The 17501-nt window shown below is 71.2% G+C and carries 18 protein-coding genes; 1 reads left to right on the top strand and 17 read right to left on the bottom strand.

What is annotated here, in order from left to right:
- Positions 1 to 6: 6 nt before the first annotated feature.
- From AB0M56_RS01860 to AB0M56_RS01780, 17 genes are all read right to left on the bottom strand, one after another.
- A complete protein-coding gene (locus AB0M56_RS01860) occupies positions 7 to 600 on the bottom strand; it encodes a TetR/AcrR family transcriptional regulator (RefSeq protein WP_364169885.1) in 594 nt (197 codons plus the stop codon).
- Positions 597 to 1190 (bottom strand): hypothetical protein, encoded by a 594-nt coding sequence (locus AB0M56_RS01855; RefSeq protein WP_364169882.1) that lies wholly within the window; start codon positions 1188 to 1190, stop codon positions 597 to 599. The genes AB0M56_RS01860 and AB0M56_RS01855 overlap by 4 nt, the downstream gene beginning before the upstream one ends.
- Positions 1187 to 1657 carry a (2Fe-2S)-binding protein gene (locus AB0M56_RS01850; RefSeq protein WP_364169880.1) on the bottom strand — a complete coding sequence of 157 codons (471 nt, stop codon included), beginning with the start codon at positions 1655 to 1657 and terminating at the stop codon, positions 1187 to 1189. The genes AB0M56_RS01855 and AB0M56_RS01850 overlap by 4 nt, the downstream gene beginning before the upstream one ends.
- Positions 1654 to 2472 (bottom strand): FAD binding domain-containing protein, encoded by an 819-nt coding sequence (locus AB0M56_RS01845; protein ID WP_364169879.1) that lies wholly within the window; start codon positions 2470 to 2472, stop codon positions 1654 to 1656. Before AB0M56_RS01845 ends, AB0M56_RS01850 begins: the two co-directional genes overlap by 4 nt.
- Entirely contained in the window at positions 2469 to 3143 is a 675-nt protein-coding gene (locus tag AB0M56_RS01840; RefSeq protein WP_364169877.1) for an enoyl-CoA hydratase, read from the bottom strand. The genes AB0M56_RS01845 and AB0M56_RS01840 overlap by 4 nt, the downstream gene beginning before the upstream one ends.
- Entirely contained in the window at positions 3140 to 5476 is a 2337-nt protein-coding gene (locus tag AB0M56_RS01835; RefSeq protein WP_364169875.1) for a xanthine dehydrogenase family protein molybdopterin-binding subunit, read from the bottom strand. Before AB0M56_RS01835 ends, AB0M56_RS01840 begins: the two co-directional genes overlap by 4 nt.
- Complete coding sequence (locus AB0M56_RS01830; RefSeq protein WP_364169873.1) at positions 5473 to 6237, bottom strand: SDR family oxidoreductase; 765 nt, start codon at positions 6235 to 6237, stop codon at positions 5473 to 5475. Before AB0M56_RS01830 ends, AB0M56_RS01835 begins: the two co-directional genes overlap by 4 nt.
- A 10-nt stretch (positions 6238 to 6247) precedes the next feature.
- A complete protein-coding gene (locus AB0M56_RS01825) occupies positions 6248 to 7042 on the bottom strand; it encodes an MBL fold metallo-hydrolase (protein ID WP_364169871.1) in 795 nt (264 codons plus the stop codon).
- Positions 7039 to 8127: a zinc-binding dehydrogenase gene (locus AB0M56_RS01820; RefSeq protein ID WP_364169869.1), complete on the bottom strand. Its 1089-nt coding sequence runs from the start codon at positions 8125 to 8127 to the stop codon at positions 7039 to 7041. The genes AB0M56_RS01825 and AB0M56_RS01820 overlap by 4 nt, the downstream gene beginning before the upstream one ends.
- Positions 8124 to 9518 (bottom strand): aldehyde dehydrogenase family protein, encoded by a 1395-nt coding sequence (locus tag AB0M56_RS01815; RefSeq protein WP_364169867.1) that lies wholly within the window; start codon positions 9516 to 9518, stop codon positions 8124 to 8126. The genes AB0M56_RS01820 and AB0M56_RS01815 overlap by 4 nt, the downstream gene beginning before the upstream one ends.
- Positions 9515 to 10120: an SRPBCC family protein gene (locus AB0M56_RS01810; protein ID WP_364169866.1), complete on the bottom strand. Its 606-nt coding sequence runs from the start codon at positions 10118 to 10120 to the stop codon at positions 9515 to 9517. Before AB0M56_RS01810 ends, AB0M56_RS01815 begins: the two co-directional genes overlap by 4 nt.
- Before the next feature lie 74 nt (positions 10121 to 10194).
- On the bottom strand, positions 10195 to 11730 hold the full coding sequence (locus tag AB0M56_RS01805; RefSeq protein WP_364169863.1) for a class I adenylate-forming enzyme family protein: 1536 nt from the start codon (positions 11728 to 11730) through the stop codon (positions 10195 to 10197).
- Positions 11731 to 12334: 604 nt separating this feature from the next.
- Positions 12335 to 12910 carry a TetR/AcrR family transcriptional regulator gene (locus AB0M56_RS01800; protein ID WP_364169860.1) on the bottom strand — a complete coding sequence of 192 codons (576 nt, stop codon included), beginning with the start codon at positions 12908 to 12910 and terminating at the stop codon, positions 12335 to 12337.
- Positions 12911 to 12948: 38 nt separating this feature from the next.
- Positions 12949 to 13656, bottom strand: coding sequence for a DUF2334 domain-containing protein (locus tag AB0M56_RS01795; protein WP_364169857.1), 708 nt, complete (start codon positions 13654 to 13656; stop codon positions 12949 to 12951).
- Positions 13657 to 13731: 75 nt separating this feature from the next.
- Entirely contained in the window at positions 13732 to 14247 is a 516-nt protein-coding gene (locus AB0M56_RS01790) for an NADPH-dependent FMN reductase (RefSeq protein WP_364170719.1), read from the bottom strand.
- Between the two features lie 613 nt (positions 14248 to 14860).
- Positions 14861 to 15694: a patatin-like phospholipase family protein gene (locus AB0M56_RS01785; RefSeq protein ID WP_364169854.1), complete on the bottom strand. Its 834-nt coding sequence runs from the start codon at positions 15692 to 15694 to the stop codon at positions 14861 to 14863.
- A 32-nt stretch (positions 15695 to 15726) separates the two neighbouring features.
- Positions 15727 to 16611: a phosphoribosylaminoimidazolesuccinocarboxamide synthase gene (locus AB0M56_RS01780; protein ID WP_364169852.1), complete on the bottom strand. Its 885-nt coding sequence runs from the start codon at positions 16609 to 16611 to the stop codon at positions 15727 to 15729.
- A gap of 35 nt (positions 16612 to 16646) precedes the next feature.
- Between AB0M56_RS01780 and AB0M56_RS01775 the strand changes: the two genes are divergently transcribed.
- Complete coding sequence (locus AB0M56_RS01775; RefSeq protein WP_364169849.1) at positions 16647 to 17450, top strand: SAM-dependent chlorinase/fluorinase; 804 nt, start codon at positions 16647 to 16649, stop codon at positions 17448 to 17450.
- The last annotated feature ends 51 nt before the right edge of the window (positions 17451 to 17501 follow it).

The raw sequence follows: 17501 nt of genomic DNA, 5'->3' as shown, positions 1-17501 counted from the left end.
GGGAGCTCAGGGTCGCGAACCCACGATCTGCAGTGCGAACCGGCTGTATTCGTCGGCGACGGCGTCGGCCGGCATCGGGCCGTCGTCGCGGAACCAGCGGGCGATGCTCACGCACATCTCACGGATCGCGAACGACGCCAGCGCCGGCGAGCCCACGTGGAACACCCCCGCGTCGACACCACGGGCGATGATCCCGCGGAAGGCGTGCTCGTGCCGGCGGCGCCGATCCTGAAACCGTGTGCGATGCGGTTCGCCGAGGCAGTCGGTGTCGCGGTTGACCACAAGCGCCTCGCGCCGGTGGGTGGCGTGGCGGAACGCGTACACGCGGGTGGCGCGCGCGAGCTGGGTCGGCCAATCGCCGTCCTCGCCGGACACGCGCTCGAAGTCGTCGAGCACCGCGGCGGTCGTGCGGTCCACAATGGCGCGCAGCAAGTCCTCCTTGGACCGCATGTGGTTGTAGAGGCTCGGGGTGCGGATCCGCAGCACGTCGGCGATCTGGCTGAGCGCGGTGCCGTGGTAACCGCGTTCGGCGAACAGCGTGAGCGCCGTGTCCAGCACCACTTCTTCGCTGACCGCGGCGCGCGTTTGACCTGCCGTCACCAGTTCCTCCCCCGCACGAGCGCGCCGAAATCGGCACCCGTCAGCGGCCGGTCGACCGGGAACACGACCTCGTCCGCCTCGAACTCCCGCCGCTGTGTCACCACGACGGAGCTGGTCGGCACCGGTCGGCCGAGCGCGGCGCAGCGGGCGGCCAGGTCGTCCGGTTCGCCCGGAACGTCCATGGTCTGCCGGCACGTGGCGAACTCCGCCGCCAATCGCACGGTACCCCGGCCGCCGGCGACCGTGATCGGCACCGGGCCCAGCGCCCTCAGTACTTCCTCGGCCAGGCGGGCGTGCGCGGTGATCGAGCCGAACGGGCCGTCGTCGTCATCGGCCGGACGCAGCCCGAGCACAAACCGGCCGTCGCTGAGGTACTGGACGGTCCGTGCGCCGGGCAGCACCTCCGCGGGCCGGGGCGCCACGAAACAGCAAATCTCGGCCGAAGTGGTCTCCACCGCCAGAGCCGCGCACAACGCGAGATCGCCGTCGACGTAGAACCTCGCGCAGCCGTGGCGCTCGAGCACTCGCCACGTCTCCCGCGCGGCCGAGGCCGGCACGCCGGCCACCCGCAGCCAGGCAGCGGTTCTCATCGCGGGTTCAGCTCCTGCGCCGCGGCCTCCACCGCGTCGACGATCCCGACGTACCCGGTGCACCGGCAGATGTTGCCGGACATCTCCTCCCGGATGCGTTCCCGGCAGGGCGCGGGTTCACGGTCCAGCAGGTCCAGCGCCGTCATCAACATGCCGGGCGTGCAGAATCCACATTGGAGCCCGTGCTTCGCGCAGAACGCTTCCTGCAACGGGTGCAGCGTGCCGTCGTCGGCCGCAAGGCCCTCGACGGTGCTGACGGAACACCCGTCCGCCTGCACGGCGAGCATCAGGCACGCGCGCACGGGCTCGCCGTCCACCAGCACGGTGCACGCGCCGCACACGCCGTGCTCACAGCCCAGGTGTGTGCCGGTCAGGCCGAGGTCCTCGCGCAACGCGTCGGCGAGCGTCCGGCGCGGCTCGACGTCGACGTCGTAACGGGTTCCGTTGACGCTGAACTCGGCTTTCATGCCGCGGCTCGCTTCCCGTGAGGTGCCAGGGCACGGCGGACGAACTCCGCCGTCATCGCCCGCCGGTAGTCCGCCGACGCGTGGATATCGCTCTGCGGCTGGGTTTCCGCAGCGGCGGCCGCAGCGACGGCGTCGACATCGGCGCCGTCGTTCAGCAGCTGCTCGGCCTCCGCCGGACGCAGCGGCACCCCGCCGACGCCGCCGATCGCCAGCCGCCACCGACCGTCCACTTCGGTCGCGACCACGAGCACGAGCCCGAAATCACCGTGCCGTCGGGAAAACTCGGCGAACCCCCATCGCGACGGCGCAGGCAGGTCCACCGCGGTGATCATCTCGTCCTCGGCCAACGTGGTTTCCAGTGGCCCCGCGAAAAACGAGGTCGCCGTCTCCACGCGCCCGCCACCTGGCCCGGCAATGTGGACGGTCGCTTCCAGCGCGGCGGCGACCACCGGAAGCTCAGCGGACGGGTCGGCGTGCGCGATGCTGCCGCCGCTCGTGCCACGCGAGCGGATCGCCGTGTGCCCGATCCAGCGTGCGGCCTCGGCGAGGAGCGGGTGGTGCGGTTGCTCGATCAGCCGCGCGTGCCGGACCAGCGCGCCGAGCCGGACGCCTTCGCCGGTGGGTGTGATCGTGGCCAACCCGGGGATCCGGTTGACGTCGACCAGGACCTGCGGGCGCGCCATGCGCAACGCGAGCACCGGCATCAGGCTCTGGCCGCCGGCGAGGATCTTGCCGTCCCCGTCGGCCTCCGCCAGGGTGCGCACAGCCTCGTCGACGCTGTGCGCCCGGACGTAGTCGAACGGTGCCGGTTTCACTTCGACGCCTCCCGGGGCCAGCTCTCCTCGAACGCCGTGTCCAAAGTGGAATCCCACGGCGCGCCTTCGAACAGCGTGTCCAGCGCCTGTTTCGAATACTTCAGGGACGATGGCGCGAACTCGGCGATCTCGGCGGCCCACTCCAACGCGGCATCGAGGTCACCCAGGCGGTCGACGAGTCCACGGTGAAAAGCCAGACCAGCGTCCAGCCGGTCACCACCCAGCAGCATCGCCCGCGCGGCCCCGCCGCCGGCCAGCAACGCCAGGCGGCGGACCGTCCACGGGTCCACGACAAGGCCGTTGCGCGCGGTCGGCACCGCGAACACCGCGGACGGGGCCGCCACCCGCAGGTCACAGGCGATCGCGAGCTGCGTGCCGGCGCCGATCGCCGGCCCGTTGACGGCCGCGAGCACGGGCACGGGCAGCGCCGTGATGCTGCGCAACGCGCCGTACAGCGCCGTGCGGAACCCGTCGCCGTAAACGCCACCGAGGTCGGCCCCCGCGCAGAAGCTCGTGCCCCGGCCGGTGATCACCAGCGCGCGCACCCGAGGGCCCAGATCCAGAACCGCTTTACGCAGGTCGACGCAGTGCTCGACGTCCAGCGCGTTGCGCCGCTCGTGCCGGTCGAGGGCGATGACGCCGACCTCGCCGCGGACTTCGGTGGTGATCATCGCAGTGCCTCCCAGATCGCGCCCGGCGTCAGCGGCAGGTGCGTGACCTGCACGCCGAGTGCGTCGGTGACCGCGCCCGCGAGCACCGCGTTCGGCCCGAGCGTGCCGCCCTCGCCGACGCCGCGGACGCCGAGCGGGTTGTCCGCGGGGTGCGAGAGGTGGCCGATCACGAGCTCGGGCACCTCGGCGCTGGTCGGCATGAGGTAGTCCATCAGCGTGCCCGTGGACAGGTTGCCGCCCTCGTCGTAGATCAGGTGCTCGTACAGCGCGCCGCCGATGCCCTGCGCGATCGAGCCGGCGATCTGCCCCTCGACGACCTGCGGGTTGATGACGGTGCCGGCGTCCTCGACGCACACGTACTTGAGGATCTTGAGCTCCCCAGTCGCCCGGTCCACCTCGACGACCGCGGCCTGCGCGCCGGCCGCAAAGGCCCCGCGGATCGGGTCGTAGAACTGCGTGGCCTCCAGCCCCGGCTCGATGCCCTCCGGCAGCCGGTTGGACTCCAGGTACGCGACACGCGCCAGCTCGGCCAGCGTGCCGACGGGTTTGGCCTCTCCGGCGACGCGCACGTCACCGTTCACGAGGCTGAGATCGTCCACATTGGCCTCGTAGAGCTCGGCCGCGAGCCGGAGTATCTTCTCCCGCACGGTGATCGCCGACCGGTGCGCCGCGCCCCCGCCGATCACGGCCTGCCGTGAGGAGAACGCGCCGAAGCCCCAGAGCGATTCGTTCGTGTCGCCGATCCGGACCTCGACGTCCGCATAGGACACTCCGACCGCGTCCGCGACGATCTGCGCCACGGTCGTCTCGAGTCCCTGGCCCTGCGACGTCACGCCGGACAGCACGGTCACCCGGCCGTCGGGGTTCACGCGCACGGTGCAGGCGTCGTGACCGGTGCGGAAGGGCATCCGCGGGCCGGTCGCGGCCGCGCGGCCCAGGCCGGTGAGCTCGTTGTAACAGGCCAGCCCGAGACCGATCGGGTTCTCATCGGCCGACCGGCGCCGGGCTTGCTCCGCGCGGAAGTCCTCGTACCCGATGGACTCCACGGCCTTCTCCAGGCACTCGCCGTACCACCCGGAGTCGTCGACCAGCCGCGACGGCATCCGGTACGGGATCTCCTCCGGCGTGATCAGGTTCCGCCGACGGATGTCCAAAGCGGACATCCCGAGCTCGGCCGCCGCCGCGTCGAGCACCGACTCCATCGCGAATACGCTCGCCGGCCGCGCGACACCCCGGTACGGCCCGGACGGCGCCGTGTTCGTCGCGACCCCGCGCACAGTGCAGCGGTAGTGCTGCAAACGGTACGGCCCGGACAGCAGGCCGCCCGCCATCAGCGGCTCGATCCCGGCCGTCCACGGGTACACCGAATACGCGCCGACGTTGCAGATCACGTCGGCGTCGAGCGCCACCAGCTCGCCGTCGGACCGGAACCCGGCCTTCACGACGTAGCGGTGATCACGCGCGTGCGTGGCCGCGAGCAGGTGCTCCGCGCGGTCCTCGACCCACTTCACCGGCACCCCGCGCAGCTGCCGCGCGATCAGGCACAACGCGACGTCTTCGGGGTACACCACGGCTTTCACGCCGAAGCCGCCGCCGACGTCGGGCGCGATCACCCGCACGTTGCCTTCGGGGATGCCCAGCAGCTCCGCGATCATGTTGCGCGCGATGTGCGGCACCTGCGTGCCCGACCACAGCGTGAGCCGGTCGTCCGCCGGGTCCCACAGCGCGACGCCCGCGCGGCATTCCATCGGGTTGCCCGCGTGACGGTTGGTGATCAGCTCGCGCTCGACCACGAGGTCGGCGCCCGCGAGCGCGTCCGGCACCTCGCCGGTGTCGAAAGTGCGCTCCAGCAGGACGTTGTCCGGCGCGTCGGCGTGCACCGGTTCGGTCGGCGGCAGCCACGCGGTGATGTTCACCGGCAGCGGTTCGTAGTCGACGTCGATGAGCTCCAGCGCGTCTTCGGCGCGGTAGCGGTCGTCGGCGACGACGGCGGCCACGGGCTCGCCCGCGAACCGCACCTTCTCCCGCGCCAGCAACGGCTGCTCGGTCTCCACATAGGACGGCAGCGCCGACAACGCCCGCAACGGCACGGCGGCGAACTCCGCCTCGTCGCCGGTGAACACGTGCACGCGCGGGAGCTCGCGAGCGGCGGACGCGTCGACCCGCGTGATCCGCGCGTGGCCGAACGGGCTGCGCAGGAACGCGACGTGGCGCATGCGCGGCAGCTGCAGATCGGAGACGTACCGCCCGCGTCCGGTGATCAGCCGCGCGTCTTCCTTCCGCCGCACGACCTTCCCGACGGCGCCAGCTGGGTTCTCCTCCACGGTGGTCACGGCATCGTGTAGCCGCCGTTGACCGACACGATCTGCCCCGTGGTCCAGGACGAGAGCGGGGAGGCCAGCAGCAGCACGGTCGGGGTGACGTCCTCGGCGCGCCCCAGGCGGCGCAACGGGTAGGCCGACAGGATCTTCTTCATCTTGGCGTCGTCGGCGTGTCCGGTGTGGTCGTCCAAACTGGACGTTTGGACAAGCGCGATGGAGACAGCGTTGGCGCGGATGCCGTGTCGGGCCAGTTCCTTGGCGAGCGACTTGGTGAGGCCCACCGTCGTCGAGCGCGTAGTGGCCGTGACCAGCAGCCGTGACTCGCCGACGCGACCGGAGTCGCCCATGAGGTTCACGATGGCGCCGCCACCGCCGTCGACCATCTGCTTCGCGACGGCCTGGGTGATCCGCAGCGTGCCCTCCACCGTCACGCCGATCTGCGGCGCCCAGTCTTCTTCCGTGCTTTCGAGGAAGGGCTTGCTCTGCGTGGCCGCCGCGTTGTTGACGAGCACGTCGATCGAGCCGAGCTGCGCCACCACCTCGTCGACGGCCGTGCGCACCGAGTCGCCGTCACGCAGGTTGGCGCCCACGGCGATGGCCTTCACACCGAGCGCGGCCGCTTCCTTCGCCGCGGCTTCGGCGCCGTCGGAGGAGGTGTTGTAGTGGAACGCGACGTTGGCGCCTTCGCCGGCGAACGCCATCCCGATCGCGCGGCCGAGTCCCTGGCCGGCGCCGGTGACCAGCACGTTCTTGCCACTGAGCTTGAGGTCCATGGGTTCCCTTTCAGATGAGCTCGAACCGGCGCTCGCCGGAGACGGTCACGACGCGGCCGAACCGCAGGCCCGGGAAGTGCGCGCCGGCCACCGCGTCGGAGCTGTCCGTGAGCTCCTCGATCAAGCCGGCGCGCACCTTCCGCGCGGCCGTGCGGTCGACGTCGAAGATCGCCTCCCACGTTGGGCCGGTGAGCTCCACTGTGGAGTGTGCGACGTCGCCCAGCAGCAGCGCGCGTTCGCCTTCGCTGGAGACCACGAAGATCGTGGAGCCGGGCGTGTGGCCGGGCACGTGCCGGGTGTCGAGGCCGGGCGCGAGCGTGGTGTCCGCTTCGAACGGTTCCAGCCGCTCGGCCAGCGGCGACAGCTTGCGGACCGCGCCGGGTTCGGAATCCGGGCTGTCGACGAAGTGGGCCCAGTCGGCCGCGTGCACGCGGTAGGTCGCGTTCGGGAAAACAACCTGACCCTTCTTGGTGGCCCAGCCGACATGGTCGAAGTGCAGGTGCGTGAACACGACGTCGGTCACGTCGCTGGGAGCGACGCCGTGTTCACGCAGGCTTTCGAGGAACTGCCCGCCGTGGTACTTGTCGTTGTCGATCGTGCCGACGCCGGCGTCGATCAGCACCACGCGGTCGCCGGTGCGCAGCAGGAACCCGCCGAGCGTGAGGTCGAGGTCGCCGCGCTCGTCGAGCAGGTGCTCGTGGCAGGCCCACGCGTCGGGCACGTCCGGTCGCACGAGGACTTCCCGGGCGGGCTCGCGGCCGTAGCCGTCGTAGACCGGTTCGATGGTGAGGGCTCCGACCTTCATGCCGGCACCACCAGCGTCCGCACGCCCTGACCGGCAGCCATGTCGGCCAGGGCGTTTTCGATATCGCCGAGTCCGCCGTGGCCGGTCACCATCGCGGCGAGGTCGAGCCGTCCACTGCGGACGTCTTCGAAGTACCTCGGCAGGTCGTGGGCCGCGTCGAGTGAGCCGGCGACGCAGCCGACGAGAGTGCGGGCGAAGTGGAACAGTTCGAGCGCGCTGAACGACACGAGGTCGTCCTTGCCGCCGACACCGACCACGCACGCGGTGCCGCCGCGGCGCGTCATGCCCCACGCGTCGCGGATCGTGCGGGCCGAGCCGACGCAGTCGAACGCGTAGTCCACCCCCTCGCCGCCGGTCAGGGCGCGCACGGCCTTTTTCGTGGTGTCGTCGGCCGGGACGAAGTGGTCGGCGCCGAGTTTTGCGGCGTAGGCCGCCTTGTCGGGGTTGCGGTCGACGGCGATGATCGTGCGGGCGCCCGCCAGCCTCGCGCCCTGGATCGCCGCCAAGCCCACGCCGCCGAGACCCACCACCAGCACCGACGAGTCGGGCTGAACGCGCGCGGTCTTGGTGACGGCCCCGACGCCGGTGGTCACCGCGCAGCCGAGCAACGCGGCGTCGGCGGAGCTGATGTCGTCGGACACCTTCACCGCTGCAGCCGCCGGGACGACGGTCTGTTCCGCGAAGGAACCGACAGTCAGGCCCGCGTAGACAGGGTTTCCGTCAGCGTCTGAGGCGTACGCTTCGCTGCCACGCGCGGCCCCGTTGACGCACAGGTGCGCCTCACCCCGTCCACAGTGGACGCAGTCGCCGCACGGCGTGATCCACAGCAGGATCACCCGATCGCCTTCGGCCAGGTCCGTGACTTCGGCGCCGGTCTCCAGCACCGTTCCGCACGCCTCGTGCCCGAGCACGGCCGGGAGCTGCTGCACGAGCACGCCGCGGGCCAGCGAAAGGTCGGAGTGACAGACGCCGGTGGCGTCGATGCGCACCCGCACGTCACCCGGACCGACATCGCGCAGGCGGATGCGTTCCACGGTCATCGGAGCGCCGGTTTCCCTGAGCACCAACGCGTTCACTTCGGTCACAGCTGCACCGCCTTGATCTCGAGGACGTCGGAAATGCCGTAGTCGCCGATCTCCCGGCCGATGCCCGAAGCCTTGTACCCGCCGAACGGTGCACGCGGGTTGAACTGCGCCGCGTTGACGTCGACCTGGCCGGTGCGGATGCGGGCGGCGTACTCCAGCGCGTGGTCCGGGTCACCGGTCCACAGTGCACCCCCGAGGCCGTAGCGCGAGTTGTTGGCGATGGCGATGGCATGGTCGTCCGACTCCGCGGACAGGATGGCCAACACCGGGCCGAAGACCTCTTCCTGCGCGAGGCGGGAGTCCGGATCCACACCGCTGTAGACGGTCGGGGTGACGTAGTGGCCGCGCTCGGGCAGTTCGGCAGGCCCGGTGATCACGCGGGCCTCACCTGAACCCAGGAAGCTCTCGACCTCCTTGCGCTGCCCGGCCGAGATCAGCGGTCCGAGCCGCTCACCGGGCACGTACTTCGCCGACGCCGCGGCCGCCAGCTCCTCGACCTGCGGCAAACGATCGGCCGGCACGATCAGCCGCGAGAGCGCCGTGCACGTCTGGCCGCCGTTGAGGTAGCAGTTGGCCACGGTGACCTTCACGGCCTTGGCCAGCAGCGCGTCGTCCACATCGGACAGAACAACGCTCGCGGACTTCCCGCCCAGCTCCAACGTGACACCTTTGATCGTCTCCGCCGCGGCGGCCGCGACCTGCGCCCCCACCGGCGTCGAGCCGGTGAAGGACACGTGGTCGACGCTCGCGTTGCGGGTGAGCTGGTCACCGACGTCGCCGCCGCTGCCGGTGACCAGGTTGATCACGCCGGCCGGGAACCCCGCGGCTTCGAAGGCGCGCATCAGTTCGAACGCGGTGAGCGGCGTCAGGGCGGCGGGTTTGAGCACCACGGTGCAGCCGGCCGCCAGCGCCGGGACGACCTTGACCATGATCTGATGCAGCGGCAGGTTCCACGGCGTGATCGCGGCGACGACACCGACGGGCTCGCGCAGGATCACGGAGTTTCCCAGCTGGCTCCGGAAGGGAAACTCCTCCAGCGCGTCGGCCGTCTGAGCCAGCACCGCGAGCGGAGTGTCCACATGCAACTTCCGCGCCACCGGTGGTGGGGAGCCTTGTTCGAGCGTGATGAGCTCGGCGAACCGGTCGGCGCGCTGGGTGATCACGTCGTGCAAGCGGCGCAGCGCGGCGGCCCGCTCGGCGACCGGGGTGGTGGCCCAGCCGTCGAACGCCGCGTTGGCCGAGGCCACGGCCAGGTTGACGACGGCGGGCGAGGCCTGCGTGACGGCACCCGCGAGCTCCTCGGTGGCCGGGTTCTCGACCTCGCAGTCGGTGCCGCCGCCGGCGATCCACTGGCCGCCGACGTAGAGGTGGGGTTCACGAACCACGGTCACTGCGCCGCCTTTCCCTTGCGCGTCAGGAGGATCGCGAGCATGACGAGCACCAGCGCGACGGCCGCGACGGGCACCGCGCGCTTGGCGACCGTGCCGCCGACGCTCGCCATCACGTCGAGCGGTTCGACGTCGTCGAGGTTCACGGGCTTGACCGGCGCGGCGCTCGCGACCTCCGCTTCCAGCCGTTGGACGAACTGGCCGAGCAGCTTGCCGGTGACGTCGGCGATCACGCCGCGGCCGAACTGCGCGACCCGGCCGGACAGCGCCAGGTCCGTCCGCACGTCGACCTTCGTCCCGCTGCCCTGCGCGGTGAGCGTGGCGGTGACGGTCGCGGCCGCGTTGCCCTGACCGCCGGCGTCCTTGCCCTCGGCCCGCAGCACCGCACGGTGGGCGTCGGCGTCCTTCTCGACGAAGCGCGCCGTGCCCTGGTACTTCGCGGAAACGGGGCCCACCTTGATCTTCACCGCGCCCCGGTACACCCCGTCTTCGAAACCGAGCAGAGCCGCACCGGGCAGGCAGGGCGCGACGCGTTCGAGGTCGGTCAGCACGCGCCAGGCGGCGTCGATCGGGAGGTCCACGGTGAAGGTGTTGGAGAGGTCCACGTACACCACCTTACTAATTAACGTTAGTTTGCAGAGTAGGGGGATGGCTTGGTGCGGTCAACCCGCGACCGGAATCAGGCGTCGACCAGGCGTTCCTGCAGGCGGAAGCGCATGACCTTGCCGGAGCCGGTGCGGGGGATGGCGTCGATTTCGAGGATTTGCTCGGGCACCTTGAAGTGCGAGAGCTCCTGCGCGCAGGCGGCGCGCAGCGTGGCCACGTCGAGGTCACCGGGTTGTTCGGGCACGACGAACGCCACTGGCACCTCGCCGAGGTCGGCGTGCTTGCGCGCGACGACGGCGGCGTCGGCCACGCCGGGCACCTTCAACAGCACGGCTTCCACCTCGGCGGGGTAGATGTTCTCGCCGCCGCGGATGATGAGCTCCTTGGTGCGGCCGGAAATCGTGAGGAAGCCATTGGCGTCGCGGCGGCCGAGGTCGCCGGTGCGGTACCAGCCGAGCCGCAGCACTTCGGCGCTGGCCTCGGCGCGGTTGTGGTAGCCCCGCATGATGTTCGGGCCGCTGACCCACAGCTCGCCCTCTTCGCCGACGCCGACGTCCTCGCCGGTCACGGGGTCCACGAGCCGCACGCCGACGCCGGGCAGCGGCAGCCCGCACGAACCGAGGACCCGTCCGCCGTCCGGGGTGTTCATGGTGACCATTGTGGACGTTTCCGTGATGCCGTAGCCCTCCAGCAGCTGCACGCCGAACGCCTGCTCGAACTCGGCGTTGAGCGCCGCCGGCATGATCGCGCCGGCCGACACGCACATGCGCAGCGTGGTGCTGCTCCACGGCGTACCGCGGACGCCGTGCAGGAGGTATTGGAACATCGTGGGCACGCCGGGCATCAGCGTGAACGGCTCTTGTTCGAGCAGCTCGAGCACGCGAGGCGTGGAGAAGCGCGGCAGGATCCGTTCCGTCGCGCCGACGGCGAAAACGCCGAGCACGCACAGGTCCAGGGCGTAGGAGTGGAACAGCGGCAGCGGGCAGAGCACCCGGTCGGCCGACGTGAGGCCCACGATCGGGGCCCAGCACGCGGCGACCACCCACAGGCAGCTGCGCTGCGTGAGCAGCACGCCCTTGGGGCGACCGGTGGTGCCGGACGTGTAGAGCATCCACGCGACGTCGTCCAGCCCGAGGTCGTCCCGGGGCGCGGATTTCGGTTCGACGGTGGCGAGGTGTTCGTAGTTCTCTTCGGGTGCTTCGTTTTCAGTGACCAGCACGACCAGCGCTTCCCGTCCGTCGACCATGGCGCGAACGTGGTCGATGTGCGCGTCGTCGGTGATCACGACGCGCGCCTCACTGTCGGCGAGCTGGTACGCGACCTCCGCGGGCGCGGCGTTGGGGTTCACGCACACGCCGACCGCGCCGAGCCGCGTGGTCGCGAGGTACGACTCGGCCGTCTCGACGCTGTTTTCCAGGTAGATCAGCACCCGCGCACCTCGGTCCACGCCGCGATCCACGAGGTTCCCGGCGAGCCGGCGGGTGCGCTCGGCCAGCTCCCCGTAGGTCACCGCCCGGCGATCGTCGTAGAAGGCGACCTTGCCCCCGAAGCGCGCCGCGTGCCCGACCAGCAGCTGAGGGATGGGACGGATCAACTCGACTCTGAGCATCGACATCTCCACCGCGAGGTTAACTAATGATAGTTAGTTGATGGAGTGTAGGGAGGAGGAACGGCGGGGGCAAGGTGCGGTCGGGTGGGGATTCGGGTGGTTCGGCCGAGGACAGGTGCGCAGCTGCGGGACGCGTGGTCTTGCACCCAGGCGGGTCTTGGCGGGCGAGATCGGAGTCGCGGTCGCTGTTACCGAGGCGGTGGGCGAAACGGGGTTGCCGCTGTGGAGCGCGTGGCTTTGCGCCGGCACGGCAGGGCTCGGCTGTTGCCCAGTCCCGAAAGTCCACAGCGAACTCGCGTGACGCAGGTGAATCCGGCGCGACCGGCGTCGGGGCGGGTCGGCAGCCGTCTGCGATCGAGATCGACGCCGGTCGGCGGGAATCGCTATTGCCTGGGCTCGCGGAAACGCCGGCAGTACACCCACCCGACCCGAGCAGTGCCCGGCGGCGTGCTCAGGCGAGGGAGGCTGTGCGGGACCGATCCGCGGGTGGGGGTTCGGGTCGTTGGCCGTCGCTGTTACCGAGCCTTGTGGTCAGGTCGCCGGCACACGCCAACGACGCGGCGAGGTGGTCAGGCGAAGCAGGTGCGCGTCGCCGAAAGGATCCTCAGGCGAGGCCCGCGACGCGCAATGCGTACTCGCTGTACTTGTCCGCCACGGCTTCCGCCGACAGGGGCCCGTCTTCGTGGAACCAGCGGGCGATGCTCACGCACATCTCCAGGATGCCGAACGCCGCGAGCGTCGCGGATTCCTCGTCGGTGGGGCCGGCCTGTTCGATGAGGGTGCGAAAGGCGTGGGCGTGGCGGCGGCGCAACTCGAGGACGGCCGTGCGGGCGGGGTCTTCGAGGCTGGCGATGTCGCGGTTGACGACGAGGGCTTCGCGGCGGTGCGTGGCGTGGCGAAGGGCGTAGACGCGGGTGGCGCGGCGGAGGCGTTCGGCGACGTCGTCGATGCCGGCGACGGCGGACTCGTAATCGGCCCAGACCTGTTCGGTGGTGTCGGCGACGATGTCGCGCAGGAGGTCCTGCTTGGCGCGCATGTGGTTGTACAGGCTGGGCGTGCGGATGCCGAGCGCCGCGGCGATCTGGCTGAGCGCGGTGCCGTGGTAGCCGCGTTCGGCGAACAGGGTGAGGGCGGCGTCGCGGACTGCCGCCGGGCTCACCGTGGTCTTCGTTTCCGCCATGCGGCCCATGATTCCAGCCGCGGGCTTGGCGGGTGGGGTCAGGCGGCGGCCGCGCGGCGCAGGGAGCCGTAGGTGCTGCCGAAGGCGCGGTTTTCGATGGCGACGTCGACCGCGTCGAGCAGGGCCTGGCGCAGGCCGGGGCGGGTGAGGTCGGCGGCGTCGATGCCGAGGCGCACCAGGCCGCCGCGGCGGGCGGCGCGGGCCGACGCCAGCACGAGGGCGAAGCAGCGGACCGTCTCGGTGCGGTGCGACTGGCTCGTGAACTCCTGCACGCGCGCCCGGAGCACCTCGCCGGTCACGAGGTCACGGACGGAGCCCACGTCGGCGCAGAGCGTGAACCCGTGTTCCCGCAACGCTTGCAGCGTGCCCTGCGAGGCGAGCCAGCGCGGCGGCGCGAAGCCGTCGACGGCGACGCCGGTGGTGTCGAGCGCGGCCTTCGCGGCGATCAGGCGCAGGCGCGCCTCGTGCGCCGGCAGCGCGGCGAACTCCGCGCGACGGCCGAGCTGGACGGTGCGGTGCGTCGGGGTGATGCGGTGGTCGTAGCCGTGCAGCAGCACCGAGTCCCCCGCGGCGGCGCGCGTGCGCACCCAGGCGGTCACGGGGCCGTTCTCGGTCCGCGCGACGTGCAGGATCGACAGCGGCACCCGCCGCCGCTCCAGCTCCGACGCGAGGTCGGCGCAGCGGTGCAGCGTGCGCGGGGTGGCCCCGGACAGCGATACCAGCAGGCGAGCATCCACGTGTCCCATTGCGCCTCAGCCCGGTGGCGCCTGCCTGACAACGCCGTGAACTGCGCAGAAAGGACACATGAGAGTTACGCAGTGTCAGGCTTTCGTGGCCTCCACCAACCTGCTCACGGCCATCGCGATCCGGCCCCGCAGGTCGGGGTCGGTGATGATGCCGTCGGACACGGTGTGGCGCGGGATGGGGATGCGCGCGCAGGCGTCTTCGACGATGCGCGCGCCGGCGTAGGTGAGGACCTTGCGCAGCGACTCGTGGGCGTCCGCGCCGCCGGTGGGGGCCGCGACTGACGACGCGTTGATCCACGACACGGGCTTGCCGTAGATCTCACCGCCGCCGACGGTCCAGTCCAGCACGTTCTTGAACGACCCCGGCAGGCCGCCCGCGTACTCCGGCGTGCAGATCAGCACGCCTTCGGCCGCACCGACCTCCGCGCGCAACGCCACAACGGCCGGGTGCAGGGGGTCTTGGTCGTCGTCGGGGTTGAAGTGGGGGAGGTCGCCGAGGCCCGCGTAGACCTTGGACTCGGTGAACCCCGCGGCGGTCCCGATCACCGCCGCGTTCACCGAACCGCCCCGCAGACTGCCGCAGATGAGCATGATCACGGACGCCAGTCTGCCAGTGAAAGTCGGGTCGGCTGCCTGTTTTCCGCCTCACTCATGAAGCGATCACACCCCGGACATGGCCCGACCTCCGCGATCCACTGCAAAAACTGACCCGATCGAATGCCGCACACCCGCCGATGCCGCGGGTCCGCCACCATCGCCAGATGTTTACGCAGGTCGCCCGCCCACCCGGAGCAGCGTCCACCGCCGTCAGCGGGACTAGGCGATCAAAAACGGCCGGAAAGGCCCGATGGCACAGCAAGCACGACTCTCCCACACGATCATGGGACCCAGACACTCACATGATCGCCAGAGACCGTGCCCGCCCGACAACCAGGCCACAAGACTTTTCCGGGCCCCCAGCCGGGAGGACACACAACCCCCGCCCCCCTGGGGGGCGTCCCCGTCCCAGTCTATCGGCGCCCGCGGCCGAAAAACGGCATGCGCGGAATCTGTGGACAACTGCGCCTCGAGCGGGTGGGTGTGGACAAGTCGTGGGCGGAATCTGTGGACAAGTGCGGCCCGGGCGAGCAGGTGTGGACAAGTCCCGGGCGAGCGGAGCGACAGCGGCAGTGACCACGGCCAGAACACGACCGTGGCGAAGCGATCACGACCAAACGATCTCCAGGCCCTTTCCCTGCACCCGCCCCGCCTCGGCGGATGGGCGGCGCGTTTCCGGGTCCAGGGGGTTCTGGCCGATCGCCGCCAGGGAGGCCTCGTCGGGTTCCACCACGGCCACCGAGGAGCCGCCGGCGCGCAGAGAGGCCACGACGTCCGCGAAGGGCTTCTCCGTCGGAAAGACATCGGCCGAGCCCAGGGGCATGACCACCAGCACCCGGTCGTACCCCGCGGCGTAGTCGGCGTTGTCCGCGGACCGCACGCCGCCGTCGACGTAGCGGTGGCCCTCGATGGAGACCGGCGGCCAGATGCCCGGGACGGCGCAGCTGGCGGCCACGGCGTCGACCAGCGACACGCCCGAGTCGTTGCGGAAGACGCGGGGCTCGCCGGAGACCGCGTCGACCGCCACGATCGCCAACGCGCGGGTCGGCCACTCGTGCGACGGGAGCCGCGCCTCGATCACCGAGCGGCGGCGCGACTCCGGCACGGTGGAGGCCGACAGCGCGAACTCGCCGACCGCGCGCCGGACCTCGAGAACCGAGCCGGCCGAAACCGCGGCGCCGAACTGCTCGCCGAACTTCTCCAGGTCCACCTCGACCGGGATCTCCGGGGACTGACGCGCCGCGTCCGCCTGCCGGACGTACAGCTCGCCCAGGCTCAACCCGCTGCCGATCTGCGCGGCGACGGCGGAGCCCGCCGACGTGCCGACGATCAGGTCCGCGCCGCTGACGTCATGCCCCGCGTCGGCGAGGCCCGCCAGGAGGCCCGTCATCCACGCGATCCCCGCGACCCCGCCGCCGCCCAGTACCAAAGCCTCGCTCATGTGATCCAGTCTGCCAGCGCCCACCGACAGTTTCAGGCGCCCGGCCAGTCGGCCAGCGAAAGCCCGCTGATGCGCTCGTAGGCCTCGACGTAACGCGCGCGCGTGGCGGCCACGACGTCGTCCGGCAGCGGCGGCGGCTGGGTGTTCGACGCGCGGTCCCAGCCGGACGGGCCGGTGAGCCAGTCGCGCACGTACTGCTTGTCGAACGACGGCTGGGTGTGGCCGGGCTCGTAGCCGTCGGCCGGCCAGTACCGCGACGAGTCGGGCGTGAGGACCTCGTCGGCGAGGACGAGCCGGCCCTCGGCGTCGAGGCCGAACTCGAACTTCGTGTCCGCCAGCAGGATGCCGCGCTCGGCCGCGAACTCGGCGCCGCGGCGGTAGATGGCGAGCGTCGCGTCGCGGACATCGGTCGCGCGCGCCAAGCCGATCTGCGCCGCGACCGTTTCGAACGACACGTTCTCGTCGTGCTCACCCAGCTCGGCCTTCGTCGCCGGCGTGAAAATGGGCGAGGGCAACCGTGCCGACTCCACCAAGCCGCCCGGTAACTCGACGCCGCAGACCGAACCGCTGCGCTGGTAGTCGGCGAAGCCGGACCCCGTGAGGTACCCGCGCGCGACGGCCTCCACCGGCAGCATGTCCAACCGCCGCACGAGCAGCGACCGGCCCAGGACCTCGGCGGGGATGCGCGGGTCGTCCCAGGCCACGAGGTGGTTCGGGATGAGGTCGGCGAGCTGGGTGAACCAGAACACGCTCATCGCCGTGAGGACGCGCCCCTTGTCCGGGATGGGCGTGTCCAGCACGAAGTCGTAGGCCGAGATGCGGTCGGACGTGACCAGCAACAGGTGGTCGTCCCCTACGGCGTAGAGCTCCCGGACCTTGCCGGCGGCGATCTTCGGGTATTCGGCGAGCGTCGTCACGGCTGCACCCTAACCCGAGGCCCCGGGAACCGAGGATGATGCAGGTCATGCGCTACCGCTGGATCTCGTTCACCACCGACTACGGCCTGCGCGACGGCTTCGTCGCGGCCTGCCACGGGGTGATCGCGCGCCTGGCGCCCGACGTGCGGGTGCTCGACGTGACGCACCTCGTGCCGCCGCAGCAGGTGCGCCCGGGCGCGGCGGTGCTGGCGCAGACCGTGCCGTCGCTGCCGGACGCCGTGCACCTGGCCGTGGTGGACCCCGGCGTGGGCACCACAAGACGAAGCATCGTCGTCGTCACCCCCCGAGGCCCGCTGGTCGGGCCCGACAACGGCCTGCTCCTGCCCGCCGCGGCCGCGCTCGGCGGCGTGACCGAGGCTTTTGAGATCGACGTGCCCGACCCGGCGTCGGCGACCTTCCACGGCCGCGACGTGTTCGCCCCCGCCGCCGCCCGCCTCGCGCTCGGGGCCGAACCCGCGAGCTTCGGGCCAGAGGTCGACGACCTGGTCCGGCTGCCTGAGCCGATGATCGCCGCGTTCCCCGGGAAGCTGGTGTCGGACGTGCTGACGGTCGACCACTTCGGCAACGTCCAGCTCGCCGCCACCCCCGCCGACCTCGAGCTGACCGGGCTGACGGGCGGCGTCACGGTCCACAGCGAACGCGTGGCGGTGTCGGCGACGATCGGGCGGACCTTCGGCGACGTGCCCCCGGGCACGAACCTGGTTTTCACCGACTCGGCCGGCCACCTGGCCATCGCCGTGAACGGCGGATCCGCTGCTGCGGTGCTGAATTTGGGTGCCGCCGAGGAATGCACGATCACCGCTTCCCCCGCCGGCTGAGTCAAGCCCCGCCTTGTCAACGCCCGCACCGAGAGACGAGTGTGGACGAAA

This window comes from Amycolatopsis sp. NPDC051372 (assembly GCF_040682095.1).
In the GTDB taxonomy this organism is placed as follows: Bacteria; Actinomycetota; Actinomycetes; order Mycobacteriales; family Pseudonocardiaceae; genus Amycolatopsis.
This window is presented reverse-complemented; position numbering and strand designations above follow the sequence as displayed.